Genomic DNA, 21,276 nt, shown 5'->3' with positions numbered 1-21,276 from the left:
TTTACAGCCACCCGTTGAAAATAAACTCTTTTCGATGCCGGCGATAAATTCCTTCGATGGCGCCGGTGCAAACAAACGAGTGATACTCGAATAGCTTTCCCAATTCGGACAGCCGCTCTTCACCGACGGTGATTAGGGGGAACCTGGTTCCAAGCCATTCGCTAGCTTCAGCCATCAGATCCGAGGCTAGCCCTTGTCTGCGTTTACTGGGATCAACCCACAGCGTGCAAATCTTCCTCTCGTGAAGGGTTCGTTTCGCGATCACGAAACCGTCAAGGCTGTCACTTCCACGCTGGAAGATCGCACGAGAACCATCCAACAAACCGGGGCCGACTTTTAGGGCGAACCACAGTTCGATGTTTGGGTAAAGTTGCCGTAAACCACGAACAGCACTCGCTATATCGGTGCTAACAACGCCTCCCCCAGCCGGCCGGCCGAGGTCGCAGCTTATCTGTTGCAAGATCCCCTCCTTGGGACGCGAATCACATGAATACCGCACGTCATTTCGCATAACAATCACCTCAGTCTGGGCGCGGCTTCAAAACATGATAGCTGATTGACAGCAGCACGAGAATTGAGACCAGTGCCGCCAGTGAGGTCGCCAGGGGCCCCCAGCAGGTAAGACTCCACAGGGCGACAAACGCCGCTTGAACCCCGCTGCCGAAGGCGCCGAGAAGGCCGACGATGAACGCATAGCGCCAGATGTTGTTCTTTCGTGCCCGACGGAACTTCGCCAACGTCACTACATCCGAAACCGCGCCTTCACCCAGCCCACCGTAGCGCCAATGGTAGATTATCATTTTGTCGGGAGCTACATCTGGAGCCAGATCACGTAAGTAGTCGTCCCATATTTTTGCCTCTAGGCGACGCATTTTGCGGAAGTTTGCGTGTGATGCGATTAGATCGAATCCAGAGTCCCGAACTAAGAAGTAATGGAGCGTCTCAATTCTTGGGGTAACCCACCTCTCTAGCATCACTCTCTTTAGAAGCGTCTTAGGTAAACTCCTTGCTTCATTGAAGCGAAGTTCTGTAATTTCGGAAACGGAGAATGAACTGAGAAAAATGCCGTCCTCGGCACTGGTATCGGAACTGAAGGCTCTCTCCGAGCCCCCTAAGAGCTTGATCCGCAATCTGATGTAGTGCTCGCCAGGGCTGTGGAGTCGGTGACAGAAGTCCGCCGATATAGATAATATCGTCCCTTGGGTATCCGCGCCGTCTTTCAAATTTTCGACGGTTAGGTATGCATCAATATCGATCGGGTGAACTGTGACATATGCTTCGTTTCCTCGCTTTACAGTGAAGGCGTTAGTGGAAGGATTGCTTGTGCCGATCGTCAAGACTTCGTTGAATACTGCGCTTAGGGTGTCTTGGTTGCGCAGAAGTGATCCAAGATCGGAGATTTCTTGCTTGGCGATGGCAGCTGGAACAAAGAGCTTGATAGCGCTCAGGTCTTGGACATCTAAGACCCGTATCCCGATATCCAGCAGATTGTGGTCAGCGTTTCCAGGATTGTGCCGCCAGAGGTTAATGTGAACCTCGAGACTCGGCGCCCTTCCGACAATCTCATGCTGCTCTTTCCGCAAATGCCAGAGCGCTATCGTGGACGTCATTTAAATCTCTGCCCAATGAAACCGGAGCGAGCACCATGCCTATAATTGCTTAATAATCAGGCATATAGGTGTTGGCTTCGAATACCAAACAACTCAGCAGAACAGGGGGGTGTCATGACCGATCACATGAGTAACCTGCCACTTACGGTAGGAATTTCGACCAGGGCGATGTTCGACCTCGTAGAGGAGCACTCTGTCTTCGAACGGGACGGCGTCCATGCCTATGCTGAACTACAGCGGGCCCGAGAAAAGGAGCCACTTAAACCTGGAGCGGCTTTCGAGGTGACACGGCGTCTGCTTGCGTTGAACTCTGTCCAGCAAGAACCGCTCGTCGAGGTCATATTGCTTTCCAAAAATTCACCCGATCTCTCGCTCAGAGCCTTCAACTCATTTGACCACTATTGCTTGCCGATCAGAAGAGGGAGTTTCACAAGCGGTCGTTCAGTCGCGCCATTCGTAAAGGCGTGGAATGTAGACCTGTTCCTTTCGAACGATGCTGATGATGTTAAAGCCGCAGTGCTTGCCGGGACCGCCGCGGCTAGGCTCGGCCCCCTGCCAAGCAATGTCGATGAGAATCCCTCAGACGAGGTTAGGATCGCTTTGGACGGTGACGCGGTGGTCTTTAGTGAGGCATCCGACAAACTTTATAATGAACATGGATTGGAGCACTTTCTTCAGTATGAACGCGACAACGCCACGGTGCCGATGGAGCGCGGTCCATTTGGGAAAACGTTCCTTCCGAAGCTGGCTGCTCTCAGGCAGAAATTCATGAGACCCGACGGGACAAGTCGTGTCCGAATTGCGATAGTAACTGCCAGAAATGCACCGGCGCACGAGCGGGTAATCCATACCTTGCGGGCATGGGGAACACCGGCCGACGAGGCGCATTTCGTCGGCAGGCACGAGAAGGCTCCAATTCTAAAAGCCACCCGTGCGCACATCTTCTTCGATGATCAGGAGAAGCATATTCTGGGAGCGAGCGAGGTGGTTGCGGCCGGGCTTGTTCCGGGACCTCATGACCCTGGAGTCCCAGTTATTCCAGCTTGAACGCCCTTCCGGTTTAGGCGGGTTTTAAGAAACGATCTTGCGGGCGCAACCTTTGGGGCTGATAACCGACGCGATCGCTTGTGTCGGACAAGCGCACTTCGTGGATCATCCTTGCGGTGGATATTTCTGTCTGCGGCCGCACGAACTCTGGACCGGATGGGTGGCAGCATCGATGAAAGTGTCGACGTCACCATTTGCTGGCAACCGCATGACCACCGTTACCCGCACTACTCTCCACGACCTGGTATGGACCAAGTCCATGGAGGAGGTCAGCGCCCATCTCGGCGCTTCGGCCGGGAAGATCTCCGCGATCTGCCGAGAGAACGATATACCAGTTCCGCCACCGCATTATTGGCGAATGGTCGCTAACGGCAGCCCACCGAAACGCCGAACCCTGCCAATAGGCAAGTTCAGGCGAAACCAGCTGGTCCAGATCGGGGACCAGGTGGAACCTGCGTTCAACCAGGAATGGCCGTCCGTCGAAGAGGTCACCGACGACAAGCCGATCCACGCCGCGGCTCCGGTCGAGGTAACTGATCCGCTGGCGATTAAGATACAGAAGGACCTCAGACGATCGTTGGTGGCTGGTGACGTCCATCTGCGATCGGGCCTCATATGCGTCGACATCAGCCGCGATAGTGTCCCTCGTGCTGCCAATCTTATTACTAGTCTAAAGGCAGCCGTCGCCCAGAGATCATGGAGCGTCGCTGCCGATACTAAGGCTGGTGTGGTGGTCGATGGTGAGAAAGTCGAGCTGCAACTGTCCGAAGGATACGCACTGACCCCGCACACCCCTACCGCCACAGAAATTCGCGACCACCGGAGTTATGGCCGAGCAATTCCCGAGCACGACCGCGTCAGGTCCGGCCATTTACAGCTATCGATCACAAACGCGACCTATCTTGGCATCAGGCAGAAATGGGCTGACGGCAAACGCCAACGGGTGGAGGATGTCCTAGCCGGTTTCCTGGACGGCATTGAACGGGCTGCAGCCGCCTTGAAGCAACAGCGTGTCGAGCTCGAGGAACGCGATCGCCGATGGGCGGAGGAGAGTAGGCGCAGGGAGGAACAACAGCGCCTCGAGGCGATCGACCGAGTCAGAGGGGCGGTATTCAGACAACAAGCATCGGACCATCAAGAAGCCCGCCACCTGCAAGCATACATCGCTGCTGTGAAGGACAGACTCTTGCCGGGATCGGAGCACGAAGCTGCGATTCAGGAATGGATCACCTGGGCGGAAGGCTATGTCAGCCGCTTGGATCCTCTCAGCCAAGGCTTGCCGATACTGCTCAGCGAAGAAGACGCTCTCAGATTGAGGTGGCAATACCCCGAAAGGTAGGCGGCGAAGTGCCCTCCTACTGCGGTGGAATGGCCGCTCAGGCTCGCACTCTTCACAGGAACATCGCGGACCTTGAGCCGATCAATGTAGAGACCAAAAGGCCTCGATCCAGCCTGGTATTTCTCGCCTCACACGACGTCTCGGGCACAAGCACGCACGCATGGCATGCGGCCCCATGGAGCGGGCGTTCGTCGAGGTCCGTCCCAGCATGGTGGTCAGCGCAAATTGGGTCGTTCGAGCAAAGCTCCAGATCGCGCACCGCTTTTGCCAAGATTTCCGGCACACGTTCGGCCATACCGCTCAGACCACCGAGGGTCCCTTGGGCGCCGGCGGTCGATGTGTAGATCAGGATGCCAAAGCGATCGGGCTGGCCGGCTCCGCTCGCATAGATGCGTTCCTTGAGCGAAGAAATCGGATATCCGCACTCCAAGGCTAGCTCAGCCATCAAAGCGTGTGAAAGCGAATGAAGAGCCCAATAGGCAACGCCGAGATGGCGCGGCGGTCGATTGAAGTGAGCGGCCTCGAGCGCCTCGCCACGTCGTAGCTCTTCAGCATGACTTACAACATCCGCGCGATCGCGCCATTTTCGGACATAGTCTGGGTTGATGTGGAGGAAGATCCCTTCCCCGAACTGTTCGATGGCTGGCAACCACTTAACCTCCCGGTCCAGCGGCGCACCGTCTACTTTCAGCTGGATTTCATCTAGCTCAGTTTCAGCCGAAGTTGGCGGAGGCTCGAGCCGCGTGAAACCGTAGAGACAAGTCACCTCGCGAAGGCGACTGACCTTGACGATGTTTGCCAAGAACTCATCCCATGGGCCGGATAGTTTCAGAGCCGCACGGTCGAGCGTTTCCGCGAACAGGAAAGCACCGGCGGCGTCATGGCCAATCGTTGGCGCGCCGGATGCCAAAGCATCGAATTCTGCAATGCGGGGGTTTGTCGAGGTGCCATCCGCACCCTCGGCCATGTTGGCCACCGCATTCAGTATCTCCTCGTCCGAGAAGGACGCAAACGGCTGCTTGGTTTGGGGAAGTGATCTCAGGACCTGGATAAAATTCGGCAGGTTTCGAAGGGACTCGATCGTCTGCCGATGTTCGTCAATGATTTGGCGCACGCGATCATCGGTGCGTGTCAGAGAGATCACTGTGCACGTCGGAGCAGAGAGGCTGCTTCGTCGACCGGTTGGAGCGATGTCTGGGACGATCGCCAAGGCATGGCTCGGGGCACGATGCCGAGGTTCTCGAGATAGGTGAATTTCTTGCATGCGCTGCGAAGCCGTTCGGGGGATTTGGCATTCCCATATCCAAAGAGCGGGACGCCCTGTTCGCGAACTCGCAGGGCAAGAGGCGTAAAATCGCTATCGCCCGAGACAAGGCATATTGCGCCAATAGCGCTCTGATTCAAAAGATCCATGGCATCGATAACCAAAGCGATGTCGGCGGAATTTTTCCCCCTCCCGGCGCTGAACTGTTGGCGTGGTGCTATGGCGTGCCGTTCGAAGGCCCTCGCCCAAGACGCAGACCAAAGTCCTGTGAAGTCGCCATAGCCACGTCTCACAGTAGCGCAACCGATGGATGCGACTTGATCGAATAACCGATCTGCATATCCAGCTGACACGTTCTCGGTATCTATAAGCACTGCCACGTTGGGAAGTTGGCGATCGTTCATCAATAGACCACAGGGCAAATGGATCGGGGAGGAAGGCTGTGCTCAGTCCAGCAGGATCTCGCGTAGGCGCTCCGACCGCTTATGAGTCAGTTCAGGATCCGCGCCTCCCGACATGCTCCGTAAAGCGTTGATCCACGCCCGCTCGTTCGGCGAATGGTCACGTGTGGAGAGCTCTTGAATCTGCCGGAGAATCTCGGGCTTGAAGTATTGCTGCAGCGCTAGCGTCCAGAGCTCGTTGCCGTCGCACCCGAGCGCTCTAGCCAATGCCGGAATACAATCTAGAGGAACTCTGTGTTCGCCGCTGATGAACATGTAGATGATGTCGGCTTTCGTAAAGCCAGCCCTAACGGCGATGTCCTGATAGCTACACACTGAGGCATTTGCCCACTTTTCGATGTAGCTGGCGATTGGTCTCTTCGTTTGCGCCGACAACATTCGTTCGAACCTCCTAAGGCACATCTTAATTTCTATCATCTCAATATAGCATTTATGCAGTGGAATACGAGTCGTTTTTTCGTATACCTCAAGGAGTTATCTGCTGAATTTTTCGGAGTTTGACTGATTCGCTAATTAGCTTTTTCGCTAATTAGCGAATCGTCGCCTTTTATACTCATAGTTCAAAATATATACTTATCAAAAGCCTCTTTTGATGTTCATTGTGCTACCGCCCTCTTGCCCATATGGCCTCGGGGATCCGGGTTGCGATCTGAATGCCCTCGTCACGTCCTACAGCTTGAATCGATGGCGCCAGCCATAGCTCGGACGAACTGAGCTAGATCCTAGTGTCGGGGCAATGGTCGAGACAATCGGAACAATCTGCTCGACGCCTGTGCAGGACGATCATGTCGAGTTCGACCGCTAGATCTACAGCGGCCTATCCCCAACGAAGCCGACTATGCCGGCGCTCGCGTCAGCCTTCGCAACCGGCAAGGGCGCCCAATGGAGAGAGGCGACTTCCTGGCGCGGAGCGCGACACAGGATTCGAGACGGTCATCGATGATCTTAGGGCATTCTTGGCCCCGCCCTCGCCAGAAGGGGCGCCCACGGCCGGTGGCCGTCTGGCGGCCCATTGAGTGAATGGCGTCGTCTGATAGCGTTGATCGCTTGTGGCGTGCGCACTCAAAGGTTTTACAAGGTCACTGATTCCATTGCAGAATTTCTGATGGAAATTGGGCCCGTTTTGCACCCAAGCCATTGAAATATCGTGATTACGTCCAGCTTCCCAAGCTGAACGCGCGGGTTCGATTCCCGCTACCCGCTCCATCCCTCGCTACAGTGCCGCGCGGTCGCAGCGATCTGGCAGAGCGTCCTCAGGCGGCCGATGGCGAATGCGATCGTTGCCGCTTGCCGGTCAGGCCAGCACGCCGCAGAGGGGAAGATGCTTTGCGGCCTCGGCGGCTTCCATCCGCACGATGGTGCGCGACAGGCCGCCGCGTTCCTCGATCCACAGGCGAACCCAGTCGGGATATTGCGAGATCAGGTACCCGGCGGCGATTGCGTTCTCATGGGCGCCGACGCCGTAAGGCAGATGGAAGCCGAAGGATGCACGCGGCGTGATGCAAAGCTGCTCGGCGGGCAAAGACAGATAGAGCGTGCAGGCGCTGTCGCAGGCACCGTCGAATTCCACAGGCTCGTTCGCGGCGCGCAGCTCGGCGACGTGCAAAGCGAAGATCACGATCTGACCGCCGGGATTTTCCTGCACCGTTTCGGCATCTGCGGGCAGCGTTGTCAGGGCGGCGGCGAGGAATGCTAGCGCCTTGGCTATCAGCCTCCGCTTAACCCGCGCGCGCGGCAGATCGGCGTGCATATTGGTGACCTCGCTCATCCGGCGAGACCAAGGCTAACATTGCGATGGTTAACAACAGGCAGCTTTGAAAACATCGAACATCCAGATCGCCCAACTGCCCGCATCCTCTCAACAGCAGGGGGACTGGAAAATCAACGTGCTTTTTGACCGCACTCCGAAGGGAGCCACCTCGTTCGGCGAAAGCGCGCAAACGAAAGAGCCGCTCGAAAGGCGAGGGGCTTGGGCCCTAGAAGAGGATCGCCGCGCGATCTATGGCGGAAAAGAAGCCAGCCACCTTGCGGCGGCCGGCTCTGGACCGGTTGAGCAATCCAGGACCACGTCTCGGTCCGGAATTCCGTAAAAACAGTTCTTTACTGCGGGTGAGCGGCTCTTATCCAAAGCTGAACCGCTAAAGCCAAAAGCCAATCCAAACACGTTCGCGCCAGCAGCGGCGACGCCAGCGGCCACGACGCCAGTAGCGGCGGCAAACACGTCTCCAAACGCGGCGCCGTCTGCGGCGGCGACGGCCGTGATGCCAATGACGATGGTAAACCTGCTCCACTTCAGCACGTTCGTCTCCATCCTCGAAGACGGCGGTATCGGGCTTATCGAGTTCATCGAGAATTCCGTTGCCGCTTGGAATTCCGGCAACCGCCCTACTGGGGCCAGCGAGGGTTGCAATTGCCGCTGCCCCCGCAACGCCAAGCATTCCAGTCAGAAACAAGCGACGTTCCATCAAAGACCTCCCGATAGTTCAGCATCGGCAGGTGGTTCCCTCACCCAAACGGGCTCCAGCGAACTGCCGATCTGTTTGAACGCACAGGTAGCATTCTCGTTCCATTACCCCACTTCGCGCAGGATGAAGTCGTGCAGCATCTTGGCGGCGGGCGAGAGCGCCCGGTTCCTGACCGTGATCAGGCTGTAGGGCCGGACCTCGATGTCGAACTCGGTCTGAACGACATCGATCGCTCCGGACAGCCCGTCGCCGCTCTGGATGAACTTGGCCACCTGCACCGAAACGGGGGCGATGGCGTCAGATTGCGCCACCATTACCAGCGTCAAGAGCAGCGACGAGGTGTTGAGGATGCGGTCGGGAAGCGGGATGTTGCGGTTCAAGAAATTGCTTTCCATCGCCTGGCGCAGGGGCGAGCCGCCGGACTGGAAGACCCAATCATAGGCAGCCGTCTCCTCCAGGCCGACCATCCCGCCGCCGGCAAGCGGATGGCCGCGGCGCACGATCAGGCAGGCCTTCTCGATGCCGATGACGCGCGATTCGAACAGCCGCGGATTGAGGTCATCCGGGATGCGGGCGATGATGAAGTCGTGGCGGGAGGCGATCAGCTCGCGAGCGAGCACGTTCGAGGTCTCGACCTGCATGGTGATCTCGATGCGCGGATAGATGCGGCGGATCTCGCGAATCGCCGGCACCGCCAGTTCGATCGCCGGCGCAGTCACGGCGCCGAGAAACACCGAGCCGCCCTTGCCTGCCTTGAGTTCCGAAATCTCGCGGTCGGCTTCGCGCATTTCGAGCAGGATCGAGCGGGCGCGCCTGGCGAGCGCCTGACCGTAAGGGGTCAGCGTCACGCCGCGCGGCAGCCGCTCGCACAATTTCACGTCGAGCACCGCCTCCATCTCGGCGATCATGCGCGAGGCCGCCGGCTGGGAAATATTCATCACCTGGGCGGCGGCGCTCACCCCTCCGTGATCGTCGAGCGCGGCGATCATTCGCATATGGCGCAGGCTCAGGCCGCTGCGCAGGAGCGTTTCGCCGTCCCCCGGAAGCTTCTCGTAACTCCCTGAAATCGCATCAGGATCGCGCAGCGCCGCCATGATTTCCCAGCCTCTCCGGCAGTTCTCTGCTCTACGCTAAATCATACCAGTTTCGGTATAGCAACCAGCAAAGATCGCATTTGACAGTTATGTCAAAGGGACACACCCTTCGCGCGTTCCGAGACGCAGCGATCGGCAACGAGCAAAATCGTATCGATTGAAACTGCGTCGCGGGGCCGATTGGGAGGATACCGGAGATCGATAAAGCCGACAGAGGCGCGACTGCGCTCCTGTTCGACTGCGCGGCCCGCGAAGCCCCGAGGTGTCGCGTCCATCAACCAGGGAGAGTAAATGTGAAGATCATCAAGACGCTGGCCGCCGTCGCGGCCCTTGGCATTGCCGCCACGACCTATTCGGCGCACGCCGCCGACAAGGGTCTCGTCGGCGTGCTGATGCCGACCAAGACCTCGCAGCGCTGGATCAACGACGGCGACGCCGTCAAGTCCCAGCTCGAAGCGCTGGGCTACACGGTCGACCTGCAATACGCGCAGGACGACATCCCGAACCAGCTCAGCCAGCTGGAAAACGAGATCACGAAAGGCCCGAAAGCGCTGATCATCGCTTCGATCGACGGCACCACCATGGCCGATGCGCTGCAGAAGGCCAATGACGCAGGCGTCGTCACCATCGCCTATGACCGGCTGATCAAGAAGACCCCGAATGTTGACTACTACACCACCTTCGACAATTTCGGCGTCGGCGTGATCCAGGCGAATTCCCTGGTCAAGGGCCTCAAGGAGCGCTTCCCGAACACCAAGCCGTGGAACGTCGAGCTGTTCGGCGGCTCGCCCGACGACAACAACGCCTTCTTCTTCTACAACGGCGCGATGTCGGTCCTGCAGCCGCTGATCGACGACGGCTCGATCAAGATCAAGTCCGGCCAGATGGGCATGGACAAGGTCGGCACGCTGCGCTGGCTCGCCGCCACCGCCCAGGCCCGCATGGACAACCTGCTCTCGGCCAACTACTCGGACGGCAGCCGCGTCGATGGCGTTCTGTCGCCCTATGACGGCCTGTCGCGCGGCATCACCGCCTCGCTGCGCGCTGTCGGCTACGGCACGGATGCTCAGCCCTGGCCGATCGTGACCGGTCAGGACGCCGAGACCGCCTCGGTCAAGCTGATCATTTCGGGCGAGCAGTATTCGACCGTGTTCAAGGACACCCGCGAGCTGGCCAAGGCCACCGTGCAGCTGGTCGACAAGGTGCTCTCCGGCGGCAAGCCCGACGGCCTCGACACCAAGACCTACAACAACGACGTCAAGGTCGTTCCCTCGATCCTCTTGACGCCGCACGAGGTCGACAAGTCGAACTACAAGGCGCTGGTCGTCGACTCCGGCTACATCAAGGCCGAAGAGCTGAAGTAATCCAGCCTTTAAGGGAGGGGTCCTGCGCGACGCAGGGCCCCTTTTCGTTCAGAAGCGACCCCGGTATTGTTTTTGCCGGCTTCTGCAGCGCCATGCGCCATCGCGGCGCGAGCCAGACTGCAGTATGTTGATTTCGCGCATAACGCCTTCCGGAAACGGCAGGCATGCGCCAGGGAGCGGAATTCCTGATGAGCTCGACGATTTTGGAGATGCGCGACATCACCAAGACGTTCCCCGGCGTGAAGGCGCTGTCGAACGTCAACCTCAGCGTCGAGGAAGGAGAAATCCACGCCATCGTCGGCGAGAACGGCGCCGGCAAATCGACGCTGATGAAGGTGCTGTCGGGCGTCTACCCGACCGGTACCTATGAAGGCGAGATCGTCTTTCGCGGCCAGGAATGCCACTTCAAGGGTATCCATGACAGCGAGCATATCGGCATCGTCATCATCCACCAGGAACTTGCCCTGGTGCCGATGCTGTCGATCGCGGAAAACATCTTCCTGGGCAACGAGCACGCCAGCTACGGCGTCATCGACTGGAACGCCAACGAGAAGCGCACCAAGGCCCTTCTCGACAAAGTCGGCTTGAAGGAAGATCCCAAGACGCTGATCACCAATATCGGCGTCGGCAAGCAGCAACTGGTCGAGATCGCCAAGGCGCTCAGCAAGGAAGTGAAGCTGCTGATCCTTGACGAGCCGACCGCCTCGCTCAGCGAAAAGGACAGCCAGGCGCTGCTCGATCTTCTGCTCGAGTTCAAGCGCCAGGGCATGACCTCGATCCTGATCTCGCACAAGCTCAACGAGGTGAACCGCGTCGCCGACAAGGTGACGGTGATCCGCGACGGGCGCACCATCGAGACCCTGCCCAGGAAGGACATCAGCGAGGACCGGATCATCACTTCGATGGTCGGCCGCTCGCTCGACGACCGCTACCCGCCGCGCGAGCCCCAGATCGGCGAGGTTATTTTCGAAGTGAAAAACTGGTCGGTGTACCATCCGATCCACGCCGAGCGGCAGGTGATCAAGAATGTCAACCTCAACCTGCGCAAGGGCGAGGTGGTCGGCATTGCCGGGCTGATGGGCGCCGGCCGCACCGAATTCGCGATGAGCCTGTTCGGCCGTTCCTATGGCCGGCATATCAGCGGCGAGGTCCTGCTCAGGGGTAAGCCTCTCGATCTTTCGACGGTGAGCAAGGCGGTGGAGAACCGGATCGCCTATGTCACCGAGGACCGCAAGACCTTTGGCCTCAACCTCATCGACCACATCAAGCACAATGTGACGCTGGCCAATTTGGGAGGCGTCTCCAGCCGCGGCGTCATCGACGACATGCGCGAGATGAGCGTCGCCAACGACTATCGCAAGAAGACCAACATCCGCGCATCCAGCGTCTATCAGCTGACCGGCAATCTTTCGGGCGGCAACCAGCAAAAGGTCGTGCTGTCGAAATGGCTGTTCGCCGACCCGGAAGTGCTGATCCTCGACGAACCGACGCGCGGCATTGACGTCGGCGCCAAGTACGAAATCTACACGATCATCGCCCGCCTCGCCGCCGAGGGAAAGGCAATCGTCGCCATCTCGTCGGAAATGCCGGAATTGCTCGGCATCACCGACCGCATCTATGTCATGAACGAAGGGCGTATCGTCGGCGAAATGGCGGCAAGCGACGCCAGCCAGGAAAAGATCATGCGCGCGATCGTTCGGGGAGAAGGGAAAAAAGCCTCATGAGCACAGAAAGCGCTCCCGCGCCGCAGAGCGGCGTCGCCGAAGACGTCAAGCATGGTCCGCGTGTCGCCGTTTCGGCGCTGACAACGAACCTGCGCGAATACGGCCTGATCATCGCGCTGATCGTCATCATGCTGTTCTTCCAGTACACGACGTCCGGCACGCTGTTCAAACCGGTCAACCTCAGCAACCTGGTGCAGCAGAACTCGTTCATCATCGTGATGGCGCTTGGCATGCTGCTGGTGATCGTCGCCGGCTATATCGACCTCAGCGTGGGATCGGTCGCCGGCTTCATCGGCGCGCTTGCCGCAATGATGATGGTCATCTGGCCGCTCGGGATATTCAGCAATCCGCTCGTGGTCTCTATCGTTTGCCTGATCGTCGGTGCGCTTATCGGCGCGGCGCAAGGCTATTGGATCGCCTATCACCGAATACCGAGCTTCATCGTGACGCTGGCGGGTATGCTGATCTTCCGCGGCATCTGCCAGGCGCTGCTTGGCGGCGGCTCCTCGGTCGGCCCGCTTCCCGACAGCTTCAAGGCGTTGAGCTCCGGCTTCATCCCCGACGTCATCGGCCCGCTGACGCTCATTCCGCCGACCGTGAATGCCGCCGGCAAGACCATCGTCGGCAGCGGCCTTACACTGCACATGACGACGATCGTGCTCGGTCTGGTCGCGGTGCTCGCCTATGCCTATTTCGGCTTCAGGACACGGCGTAAGCGCGAACGGCACGGCTATGAGGCCGAGCCCTTCCCGCTGTTCGTCGTCAAGACGCTGGTCGGCAGCGCGCTGGCGCTGTTCCTGGTCTTCCAGTTCGCCAGCTACAGGGGCCTGCCGGTGGTGCTTCTGGTGATGGGCGTGCTGATCTCGCTGTTCGTCTTCGTCACCAAGCGCATGACCATCGGCCGCCGCATCTATGCGATGGGCGGTAACGCCAAGGCGGCGCAGCTGTCGGGCATCAACACCGAAAGGCTGACGCTGCTCGTCTTCATCAACATGGGCGTGCTGTCGGCGCTCGGCGGCCTGATCATCGCCGCTCGCCTCGGCCAGGCCGTCCCGGCCGCCGGCCTGGGCAGCGAGCTCGACGTGATCGCCGCCGTCTTCATCGGCGGCGCCTCGGCAATGGGCGGCGTCGGACAGGTCATCGGCGCCGTGGTCGGCGGCTTCATCATGGGCGTGATGAACAACGGCATGTCGATCATGGGCGTCAATGTCGACTGGCAGCAGGTGGTCAAAGGCCTGGTGCTGCTCGGTGCCGTCATCTTCGACGTCTACAACAAGAATAAGGCGTAGAGGCCGGAGGCAAGGACTAAGGAGGCATACGGGTTCTAGATCGCGAAGCTGCCGGCAACCCGTCGGCGCGAAGAAGTCCTGGAAGGACCAGGCTCGCGAGTGCAATCCGGAGGAAGAGTTTCAACCGTGGCGCGGATCGGTTCCGGGCTGCGCCGGTCAGGGCTTGCCAATCGGCAGCCGGGCCAAGGCAAAAGAGAGAGGGTTCATCATGCTGATTTCCCAGATCCTCGACGACGCCGAGACGATCCGCGTTGTTGCCCGCAGCGGCGGCAAGACCCGGATCATCAACGGCGCGCGCAGCGTCTATTCGCTGGCGATGGAGGCAGCCCGCACCGGCACCGGGCTCGAGGCGCTGATCGAGCGCAAGGGCTATGGCGAGACGGTCGACCTCGACGCCGTCTACAAGAAGGGACGCCTGGTGTCGCCGATCAACCATCCCGACCCCGCGCATCTTCACCTTACCGGCACCGGGCTTACACATCTCGGCTCCGCCGCGACACGCGATTCCATGCACAAGAAGCTCAGCGACGGCGAGGAGCAACTCACCGATTCCATGAAGATGTTCCGCATGGGGCTGGAGGGCGGCAAGCCGGCCAAGGGCGAGATCGGCGTGCAACCGGAATGGTTCTACAAGGGCAACGGCACCATGGCGGTGGCGCCCGGTGCGGCGCTGATGTCGCCGGCCTTCGCGCAAGACGCCGGCGAGGAGCCGGAGATCGCCGGCATCTATGTCATCGGCGACGACGGCGCGCCGTTCCGCGTCGGCTTCACGCTGTCCAACGAGTTTTCCGACCATGTGACCGAGCGCGTGAACTACCTGTTCCTCGCCCATTCCAAGCTGCGCAACGCCTCGTTCGGACCGGAAATCCTGATCGGCGAGCTGCCCGCCGACATAAGGGGCTCTTCACGAATCTGGCGCGACGGCAAAGTGCTTTGGGAAAAGCCGTTCCTGTCCGGCGAGGCGAACATGTCGCACACCATCGCCAATCTCGAGCATCACCATTTCAAATATTCGGCCTTCCGCCAGCCGGGCGACGTGCATGTGCACATGTTCGGCACCGCCACACTCTCGTTCGCAGACGGCGTCAGGACCGAGGAAGGCGACACGTTCGAGATCGAGGCCAAGGATTTCGGCCTGCCGCTGCGCAACCCGCTCGAGATCGAGAAGCCAGTGAAGGTGGCGGTGAAGGCGCTGTGAGGTTAGCGTGATCTCCCCCACGAGGGAGGAGATTGGCAGCTTCAACCTCAATAAATATCGAAATCGAAATACTTCGATTGGATGTTCTTGTAGGTGCCGTCGGCAACAATGGCGTCGATTGCCGCGTTGAGGCGGTCGCGCAGGGCGGTGTCCTCCAGGCGCACGGCGATGCCGGCCTCGGTCTCGGTGCCCTTGACGTCGCCCACCAGCTTGCAGCAGCCGTCGCTCGCCTTCTTCATCCAGTCGACCAGCACGAACTTGTCCGAGATGACGGCGTCGAGCCGGCCGTTGAGCAGATCGGTGACCGCCTCTTCCTGGGTCGGGTAGAGCTTCGCCTCGGCGCCGGCCTTGGCGTAGACGTCCTGGGCGTAGTTGGCCTGGGTGGTCGAGGCCTGGGCACCGACCGTCTTGCCGGCAAGCGAGGCCGGCTCGGTCGAGGCGATATCGGCGTCCTTCAGGGCGACCAGCGCAAGCGGCGTGGTGTAGTATTTGTGGGTGAAGGCGACCTGCTTCTTGCGTTCCTCGGTGATGCTCATCGAGGCGATGATGGCGTCGAATTTCTTGGCCTGCAGGGCCGGAATGATGCCATCCCAATCCTGGGTGACGATCTCGCATTCGACCTTCATCTGCGCGCAGAGCGCATTGGCGATGTCGATGTCGAAGCCTTCCACCTTGCCGTCCGGCGTGATGGTGTTGAAGGGCGGATAGGCGCCCTCGGTGCCGATCTTGATCTTTTCGGCCGCGTCTACCGAACCGACGCCGAGCGCCAGCATGGCGGCGGCCGCGGCCGACAGGATCCATCTGGATATCTGCATTTTCATCCCCTTGGGTTCAGTTGCTACATGCTCAGACGCAGCCAAGCACGGCGCGCGAGGCCGGGCAAGCACAGCCTGGCGATCAGCGCGCGGCGCGAAAATGCTTGGAGAGCTTCAGCCCCTGCGCCTGATAGTTGGAACCCAGCTCGCTGCCATAGAGCGCCTGCGGCCGCTTCAGCATATGCTCGTAGACGAGGCGGCCTACGATCTGGCCGTGGTCGAGGATGAACGGCACCTCGTGGCTGCGCACTTCAAGCACCGCGCGGCTGCCGCTGCCGCCGGCGGCGGAATGGCCGAAGCCCGGGTCGAAAAAGCCGGCATAGTGGACGCGGAACTCGCCGACCAGCGGATCGAAAGGCGTCATCTCGGCGGCATAGAGCGGCGGCACGTGCACGGCTTCGCGAGAGACCAGGATGTAGAACTCGTCCGGGTCGAGCACGAGCTCGCCGGCCCCGCTCTTGTAGAGCGGTTCCCAGAAGTCGACCACATCCTGAGCGGCGCGCTTGTCGACGTCGACGAGGCCGGTGTGGTGCTTGCCGCGATAGCCGACCAGGCCGTCCTTGTCGCCGTCGAGATCGATAGAGAGCGCAATGCCGCCGCCGGAGATGTTGGGCGGCTCGGTCGCAACCAGCATCTCGGCGTGATGGAGGTCACGCAACTCATTCTCCGACAGCACGGCGTTGCCGGTGCGGAAGCGGATCTGCGACAGGCGCGAGCCGGCGCGCACGACGATCGGGAAGGTGCGCGGGCTGACCTCGAGATAGAGCGGGCCATGATAGCCGGCGCCGATCTTATCGAACTCATGGCCGCGGTCGGTCATGACACGGGTGAAAATGTCGAGTCGTCCGGTCGAGCTCTTCGGGTTGGCCGAAGCCGAGACTTCCGCTGGCAGCGCGAGGCTTTCCTGCAGCGGCACGATATAGACGCAGCCCGTCTCCAGCACCGCGCCCTCGGCGAGATTGATCTCATGCAGCTTCAGCCGGTCCAGCTTGTCGGCCACCAGATGATCGGGACCGGGCAGAAAGGAAGCGCGCACGCGAAAGGCCTTGTCGCCCAGTCTCAGATCGAGGCTAGCCGGCTGGATCTGGTTGGCGTCGAGCGCGCGCGGCGACTTCAGCGCGCCCGACTGGAAGAGCGCCGCGATGTCCTGATCGGGAAGAATGCCTGTCTGCCGCAATGTCTGGCTCCGGGCGAAGTCATTGTCGTCGCAGTTTCCTGTCGCAAAACCGCGGGACACTTTTGCGGAAGCTGCCTGGTACAAACCTCTTAATCAAGCCGGCAATTGACGCAAGCGCGGGCGAGGTCTAAAGGGTCGTTATCCCGTGGTGATTTGGCCGGTCGGCTTGCAGCCACGTTAAACAAGTCGCTAAAGGACCGTCGGGCCGCAAGGCCGTATGGACCGGTTGCGACGTCGCGGCCGGTTTTTTTGTGTTTGGAAGCAGGGCGATGACCAAGACGCGTAACTGGAAACCTCAAACGGCACTCGTGCATGGCGGGACGCTGCGTTCCGGCTTCGGCGAGACCGCCGAGGCGATGTATCTCACCCAGGGCTATGTCTACGAGACGGCCCAGGCAGCGGAGGCCCGCTTCAAGGGCGAGGAACCCGGCTTCATCTATTCGCGCTACGCCAACCCGACCGTCGATATGTTCGAGAAGCGCATGTGCGCGCTGGAAGGCGCGGAAGACGCACGTGCAACCGCTTCCGGCATGGCCGCCGTGTCCGCCGCCCTGCTCTGCAGCGTCAAGGCCGGCGATCACATCGTTGCGGCGCGAGCCCTGTTCGGTTCCTGCCGCTGGGTAGTCGAGACGCTGGCGCCGCGCTATGGCATCGAGGCAACGCTGATCGACGGCACCGACATTGCCAATTGGGAAAAAGCGGTCAGGCCGAACACCAAGCTGTTCTTCCTGGAAAGTCCGACCAACCCGACGTTGGAAGTGGTCGATATCGCCGCTGTCGCCGCTTTAGCAAATTCGATCGGCGCACGCGTGATCGTCGACAACGTCTTTGCCACGCCGCTGCAGCAGAAGCCGCTGCAGCTCGGCGCCCATATCGTGGTCTACTCGGCGACCAAGCACATCGACGGACAAGGCCGCTGCCTCGGCGGCGTCATCCTGTCGGACAAGAAGTGGATCGACGAGAACCTGCACGATTATTTCCGGCACACCGGCCCGAGCCTGTCCCCATTCAACGCATGGACGCTGCTGAAAGGCCTCGAGACGCTCCCGCTGCGCGTGCGCCACCAGACCGAAAGCGCCGGCAAGATCGCGGACTTCCTGGCTGGCCGGCCGGAGATCGCCCGCGTCATCTATCCGGGCCGGGCCGACCATCCCCAGGCGGATATCGTCAGGAAGCAGATGTCGGGCGGCTCGACGCTGATCTGCCTCGACGTCAAGGGCGGCAAGCAGGCGGCCTTCGCCTTGCAGAACGCGCTCGACATCGTGCTGATCTCGAACAACCTCGGCGACGCAAAGAGCCTGATCACGCATCCGGCGACGACGACGCACAAAAACCTCACTGACGAGGCCCGCGCCGAGCTCGGCATCGGACCAGGCACGCTCAGGCTCTCCGTCGGGCTGGAGGATACCGACGACCTGCTCGCCGACATCGAACAGGCGCTGAAGGCGGCGAAGGAATGAACCGCCACGGCGGCAAAGAGGGCGCTTGAGCCGCAGCCGGCTCAAGCAATCTCGTCGAGTTCAGTCATCCCGCTGTTGCGGATGGTCATTGCGTTGCCACGCCATTCGACGGCCCCGCCAAGCCAGCCGCGCGCCCAGATGGCGGGAAGCATCGCGTCGCGCACGATCATCGCGGTGACGCTGCGCGGCGACAGATGCCAGCCCTTGGACCAGGCGAGCATGCATTCGGGCACATAGGCGATCGCCAGCACGCAGAGCGCGGTCGTGGGCAGGCTGACACCGGCGCTTGCCGCCGCGATCAGCGCCAGAAGCAGTGGCGCGACCACACCGGTCAGGATTTCGGGCGCGAAGAACAATGGGAAGGTGACGCGGCGCAGCCGCGCCCAGCGCGCCTGGCGCGACCAGATTTCGGCGAGCGTGCGCTGGCCGAGCGGCTGCTCGAAGGGCGCGGCCACGAGATTGACCCGAAGGCCAAGGCTGTTGACCAGCTTGGTCGCCGCCGCGTCCTCGGCGATTTCGGCGGCCAAAGCCTGGATGCCGCCATTTGCATCCAGCATCGGCTTGTTCCACAGCATGCTCTTGCCCTGGGCGAAGCCAAGGCCGAGCGCTTCGCCGGCATATTGCCAGCGCGCCTGCAGCGTGTTGAGGAAGACGCATTCGACTTCGGCCCAGAAACCGTCCGGCCGCGAGCCGATCGGCGTCGAGCAGACGAGGCCGGTGTCCGGTCCCCAGGCCGCCATCAGATGCTGGACATAGCCCTTGGGCATCAGCACGTTGGAATCGGCGAGGATCACCCAGTCGTGCCGCGCCGCCTGCCAGCCCTTGATGCAGTTGTTGAGCTTGGGATTGGCGCTGATCCTGTCATCGCCGACGAGGAGCCGCGCCGGAACATTCGGAAATCGCGCGATGGCGGCGTTGATCAGCTTGACCACGGGATCTTCGGCGTGCGCGACGCAGAAGATCATTTCGTAGCGCGGCCAATCGAGCGAGAAGGCGCGGTCGAGCGTCTCCTGCGTGAACGGCTCCACGCCGCGCGACGGCACGACGATCGAGACAGGCGGCTGTTTGCTGGAAGGCGGAGGAATGACCCGCCTGGGCTTCAGCCGCGACGATGCGAGCAGGATGCTGGCAAGGTTGGAAAAAAGAAGGGCCGAGGAAGCAAAGGCGGCTGCGAGGGTCAGTTCCATCGAGATCTGGTCACTCCGGAAAGGCCGCCCGCGGCCGTTTCATCACTCGACAAAGCGCCCGAGTCGCCCGCACGGTTTGTGCACACCAACATTGTCATGTGTCACTTAAATGACATTGTTTGTCGGCACTTGCGGTGGAAAAGCCGGCAGGCTGGCGACGCTGCGGAGGTAGAACCGCGAAGCGCGCTAAAATGTTCCCTGCGGCACCGGAGTGGCTCATGTATCGCGCCGTGACGCGCAACATCGAAGTGCAGGTCAGGCCGTTCTATCTGGAGGACCGTTCCGATCCGTCCGAGAACCGTTATGTATGGGGCTACCAGGTGACGATCGACAACCGGTCGGACGAGTTCGTGCAGCTTCTGTCGCGCTACTGGCACATCACCGACGGGCGTGGCCGAGTCGAAGAGGTGCGCGGCGAGGGCGTGGTCGGCGACCAGCCGGAGCTCAACCCCGGCGACAGCTATCAGTACACGTCGGGATGCCCGCTCTCGACGCCATCCGGCATCATGGTCGGCCACTACACGATGCGCAACGGTCGCGGCGAAACGTTCGATATCGCCATTCCGGCTTTCTCGCTCGATATGCCGGGAACGAAAAGGACGGTGAATTAAAGAACTCGAGTTCCCCGCCTCCGCAAAGCGGGGGCGAGGAACCGGAGCTTTCTCACTCCGCCGCAAACTCCGCCGGATCGAAGTCGTACTGCGTCGAGCAGAACTCGCAAGCGACATGGATGCCGCCGTCCTCGGTCGAGTCCCTGATCTCCTCGGCCGAAAAGCCTTCGAGAATGCCTCGGATTTTGTCGCGCGAGCAGGAGCACTGATCGGCGACCGGCACACCGCGGAACACGCGCACGCCGTGCTCGTGGAACAGCCGGTAGAGCAGCCGCTCGGCGCCCACCGTCGGATCGATGAGCTCGGTCGGCTCGATGGTGCCGAGCAGCGCCAAGAGTTCCCGCCAGGAATTGTCGGCCGGTTCGTGCGTCACGTCTCGTGGATCGCCATCCCCGCCCGAAATGTCGGGCACGCGCATGCGTTCGGGCGCCTGCGGCAGGAACTGCGCCAGGATACCGCCGGCGCGCCATTGCTCGCGGGCCCCGCCCGGGCCCGGGGTCACCAGCTTCGCAACCGACATCCTCAGATCGGTCGGGATCTGCTCCGACTGGCGGAAATAGGTGCGCGCGGCTTCTTCCAGCGATGTGCCGTCGAGTTGGACGATGCCCTGATAGCGCTGCGTGTGCGCGCCTTGATCGATGGTCAGGGCCAGGACGCCGGTGCCGAGCAGCTTCTCCTGCGAGATCTCGCCCGAGGCAATCAGTGCCTGCAGCCGGTCGGCGTCGAAGCGCGCATAGGCGCGCAACGAATGCGGCGTGGTGAAGTCTGCCACCAGCATGTCGACCGGTCCGTCGGTGCGGGTCTGCAGGATGAACTTGCCCTCGAATTTCAGCGACGTGCCGAGCAGCACGGTGAGCACGCAGGCCTCCGCCAGCAGGCGCGCGACCGGCTCGGGATAATCGTGACGGCTGAGAATGGCGTCGAGCCTCGGCCCGAGCTGCACGGTGCGGCCGCGCACATCCAGGGGCGCTACTTCGTAAGGCACGACATGGTCGTCGCCTGCGAAGCCGAATTCGCCGAGTTTGGGTTGATGCTCAGCCAAGGAAAGCGTTTCCAGCATGACAAAACTCCGGGGCGCATCCATCCCGCTTTCCAGGCGGCATGGGTCGAAGCGCGTTCGATTTCAGTGATGGCCCGCAAATAGGCATCACACATCCCCGGATCAAGTTGG

At 60.8% G+C, this 21,276-nt stretch carries 19 protein-coding genes and 1 riboswitch; of the genes, 8 read left to right on the top strand and 11 right to left on the bottom strand.

What is annotated here, in order from left to right; genetic code table 11:
• Position 1: 1 nt before the first annotated feature.
• Both CK222_RS03450 and CK222_RS03445 read right to left on the bottom strand, forming a co-directional pair.
• On the bottom strand, positions 2-460 hold the full coding sequence (locus tag CK222_RS03450) for a GNAT family N-acetyltransferase (RefSeq protein ID WP_176477556.1): 459 nt from the start codon (positions 458-460) through the stop codon (positions 2-4).
• Between the two features lie 61 nt (positions 461-521).
• Positions 522-1,610 (bottom strand): hypothetical protein, encoded by a 1,089-nt coding sequence (locus tag CK222_RS03445; protein WP_095799378.1) that lies wholly within the window; start codon positions 1,608-1,610, stop codon positions 522-524.
• A 114-nt stretch (positions 1,611-1,724) separates the two neighbouring features.
• Between CK222_RS03445 and CK222_RS03440 the strand changes: the two genes are divergently transcribed.
• Both CK222_RS03440 and CK222_RS03435 read left to right on the top strand, forming a co-directional pair.
• Entirely contained in the window at positions 1,725-2,657 is a 933-nt protein-coding gene (locus tag CK222_RS03440; protein ID WP_095799377.1) for a 5'-nucleotidase, read from the top strand.
• A 208-nt stretch (positions 2,658-2,865) separates the two neighbouring features.
• Positions 2,866-3,996 carry a hypothetical protein gene (locus CK222_RS03435; RefSeq protein ID WP_095799376.1) on the top strand — a complete coding sequence of 377 codons (1,131 nt, stop codon included), beginning with the start codon at positions 2,866-2,868 and terminating at the stop codon, positions 3,994-3,996.
• Positions 3,997-4,048: 52 nt separating this feature from the next.
• On the opposite strand, the gene CK222_RS03430 is transcribed toward CK222_RS03435, so the two are convergent.
• The 5 genes from CK222_RS03430 to CK222_RS03400 form a co-directional block, all read right to left on the bottom strand.
• The gene (locus CK222_RS03430) at positions 4,049-5,140 is read right to left on the bottom strand and encodes a DUF1998 domain-containing protein (RefSeq protein ID WP_176477555.1); all 1,092 of its coding nucleotides are present in this window, start codon (positions 5,138-5,140) and stop codon (positions 4,049-4,051) included.
• 566 nt (positions 5,141-5,706) lie between these two features.
• Positions 5,707-6,099 carry a hypothetical protein gene (locus CK222_RS03420; RefSeq protein WP_141247032.1) on the bottom strand — a complete coding sequence of 131 codons (393 nt, stop codon included), beginning with the start codon at positions 6,097-6,099 and terminating at the stop codon, positions 5,707-5,709.
• A 916-nt stretch (positions 6,100-7,015) separates the two neighbouring features.
• Positions 7,016-7,489 (bottom strand): hypothetical protein, encoded by a 474-nt coding sequence (locus tag CK222_RS03415; protein WP_095799372.1) that lies wholly within the window; start codon positions 7,487-7,489, stop codon positions 7,016-7,018.
• Between the two features lie 231 nt (positions 7,490-7,720).
• Positions 7,721-8,020 carry a hypothetical protein gene (locus CK222_RS32155; protein ID WP_176477554.1) on the bottom strand — a complete coding sequence of 100 codons (300 nt, stop codon included), beginning with the start codon at positions 8,018-8,020 and terminating at the stop codon, positions 7,721-7,723.
• 270 nt (positions 8,021-8,290) lie between these two features.
• Positions 8,291-9,280, bottom strand: a complete 990-nt coding sequence (locus CK222_RS03400) for a LysR family transcriptional regulator (RefSeq protein WP_095799370.1) — start codon at positions 9,278-9,280, stop codon at positions 8,291-8,293.
• A gap of 293 nt (positions 9,281-9,573) precedes the next feature.
• Here CK222_RS03400 and chvE point away from each other — a divergent pair, with 293 nt between their 5' ends.
• From chvE to araD1, 4 genes are all read left to right on the top strand, one after another.
• Complete coding sequence (gene chvE / locus CK222_RS03395; RefSeq protein ID WP_066996783.1) at positions 9,574-10,644, top strand: multiple monosaccharide ABC transporter substrate-binding protein; 1,071 nt, start codon at positions 9,574-9,576, stop codon at positions 10,642-10,644.
• A gap of 188 nt (positions 10,645-10,832) precedes the next feature.
• Positions 10,833-12,368 carry a multiple monosaccharide ABC transporter ATP-binding protein gene (gene mmsA, locus CK222_RS03390; RefSeq protein WP_095799490.1) on the top strand — a complete coding sequence of 512 codons (1,536 nt, stop codon included), beginning with the start codon at positions 10,833-10,835 and terminating at the stop codon, positions 12,366-12,368.
• Positions 12,365-13,657, top strand: a complete 1,293-nt coding sequence (gene mmsB / locus CK222_RS03385) for a multiple monosaccharide ABC transporter permease (RefSeq protein ID WP_066996778.1) — start codon at positions 12,365-12,367, stop codon at positions 13,655-13,657. The genes mmsA and mmsB overlap by 4 nt, the downstream gene beginning before the upstream one ends.
• Before the next feature lie 208 nt (positions 13,658-13,865).
• Positions 13,866-14,855, top strand: coding sequence for an AraD1 family protein (gene araD1 / locus CK222_RS03380; protein ID WP_066996775.1), 990 nt, complete (start codon positions 13,866-13,868; stop codon positions 14,853-14,855).
• Between the two features lie 47 nt (positions 14,856-14,902).
• On the opposite strand, the gene CK222_RS03375 is transcribed toward araD1, so the two are convergent.
• Together CK222_RS03375 and CK222_RS03370 are read right to left on the bottom strand one after the other, a co-directional pair.
• On the bottom strand, positions 14,903-15,670 hold the full coding sequence (locus tag CK222_RS03375; protein WP_095799489.1) for an ABC transporter substrate-binding protein: 768 nt from the start codon (positions 15,668-15,670) through the stop codon (positions 14,903-14,905).
• 82 nt (positions 15,671-15,752) lie between these two features.
• Entirely contained in the window at positions 15,753-16,847 is a 1,095-nt protein-coding gene (locus CK222_RS03370) for a 2'-deoxycytidine 5'-triphosphate deaminase (RefSeq protein ID WP_095799488.1), read from the bottom strand.
• Between the two features lie 135 nt (positions 16,848-16,982).
• Positions 16,983-17,060: riboswitch (SAM riboswitch) on the top strand.
• Positions 17,061-17,116: 56 nt separating this feature from the next.
• Here CK222_RS03370 and CK222_RS03365 point away from each other — a divergent pair.
• On the top strand, positions 17,117-18,307 hold the full coding sequence (locus CK222_RS03365; RefSeq protein WP_067322744.1) for an O-succinylhomoserine sulfhydrylase: 1,191 nt from the start codon (positions 17,117-17,119) through the stop codon (positions 18,305-18,307).
• Positions 18,308-18,348: 41 nt separating this feature from the next.
• Here the strand turns inward: CK222_RS03365 and CK222_RS03360 are convergent, their stop codons facing one another.
• Positions 18,349-19,494 (bottom strand): ceramide glucosyltransferase, encoded by a 1,146-nt coding sequence (locus CK222_RS03360; protein WP_095799369.1) that lies wholly within the window; start codon positions 19,492-19,494, stop codon positions 18,349-18,351.
• Between the two features lie 218 nt (positions 19,495-19,712).
• On the opposite strand from CK222_RS03360, the gene apaG reads away from it, so the two are divergent.
• Positions 19,713-20,105, top strand: coding sequence for a Co2+/Mg2+ efflux protein ApaG (apaG, locus tag CK222_RS03355; RefSeq protein WP_095799368.1), 393 nt, complete (start codon positions 19,713-19,715; stop codon positions 20,103-20,105).
• Positions 20,106-20,157: 52 nt separating this feature from the next.
• Here apaG and CK222_RS03350 read toward each other — a convergent pair whose 3' ends face one another.
• The gene (locus CK222_RS03350; protein WP_095799367.1) at positions 20,158-21,189 is read right to left on the bottom strand and encodes an Hsp33 family molecular chaperone; all 1,032 of its coding nucleotides are present in this window, start codon (positions 21,187-21,189) and stop codon (positions 20,158-20,160) included.
• Positions 21,190-21,276: the final 87 nt, after the last annotated feature.

The sequence above is a fragment of the Mesorhizobium sp. WSM3866 genome (assembly GCF_002294795.1).
In the GTDB taxonomy this organism is placed as follows: Bacteria; Pseudomonadota; Alphaproteobacteria; order Rhizobiales; family Rhizobiaceae; genus Mesorhizobium.
This window is presented reverse-complemented; position numbering and strand designations above follow the sequence as displayed.

Bases quoted from the DNA above. Each gene is read 5' to 3' on its own strand.
- CK222_RS03375 (WP_095799489.1), bottom strand. From the start codon at position 15,670: ATGCAGATATCCAGATGGATCCTGTCGGCCGCGGCCGCCGCCATGCTG.
- araD1 (WP_066996775.1), top strand. From the start codon at position 13,866: ATGCTGATTTCCCAGATCCTCGACGACGCCGAGACGATCCGCGTTGTT.
- CK222_RS03445 (WP_095799378.1), bottom strand. From the start codon at position 1,610: ATGACGTCCACGATAGCGCTCTGGCATTTGCGGAAAGAGCAGCATGAG.
- CK222_RS03360 (WP_095799369.1), bottom strand. From the start codon at position 19,494: ATGGAACTGACCCTCGCAGCCGCCTTTGCTTCCTCGGCCCTTCTTTTT.
- mmsA (WP_095799490.1), top strand. From the start codon at position 10,833: ATGAGCTCGACGATTTTGGAGATGCGCGACATCACCAAGACGTTCCCC.
- CK222_RS03350 (WP_095799367.1), bottom strand. From the start codon at position 21,189: ATGGATGCGCCCCGGAGTTTTGTCATGCTGGAAACGCTTTCCTTGGCT.
- CK222_RS03440 (WP_095799377.1), top strand. From the start codon at position 1,725: ATGACCGATCACATGAGTAACCTGCCACTTACGGTAGGAATTTCGACC.
- CK222_RS03365 (WP_067322744.1), top strand. From the start codon at position 17,117: ATGACCAAGACGCGTAACTGGAAACCTCAAACGGCACTCGTGCATGGC.
- CK222_RS03420 (WP_141247032.1), bottom strand. From the start codon at position 6,099: ATGTTGTCGGCGCAAACGAAGAGACCAATCGCCAGCTACATCGAAAAG.
- CK222_RS03400 (WP_095799370.1), bottom strand. From the start codon at position 9,280: ATGGCGGCGCTGCGCGATCCTGATGCGATTTCAGGGAGTTACGAGAAG.
- CK222_RS03435 (WP_095799376.1), top strand. From the start codon at position 2,866: ATGACCACCGTTACCCGCACTACTCTCCACGACCTGGTATGGACCAAG.
- apaG (WP_095799368.1), top strand. From the start codon at position 19,713: ATGTATCGCGCCGTGACGCGCAACATCGAAGTGCAGGTCAGGCCGTTC.
- mmsB (WP_066996778.1), top strand. From the start codon at position 12,365: ATGAGCACAGAAAGCGCTCCCGCGCCGCAGAGCGGCGTCGCCGAAGAC.
- CK222_RS03415 (WP_095799372.1), bottom strand. From the start codon at position 7,489: ATGAGCGAGGTCACCAATATGCACGCCGATCTGCCGCGCGCGCGGGTT.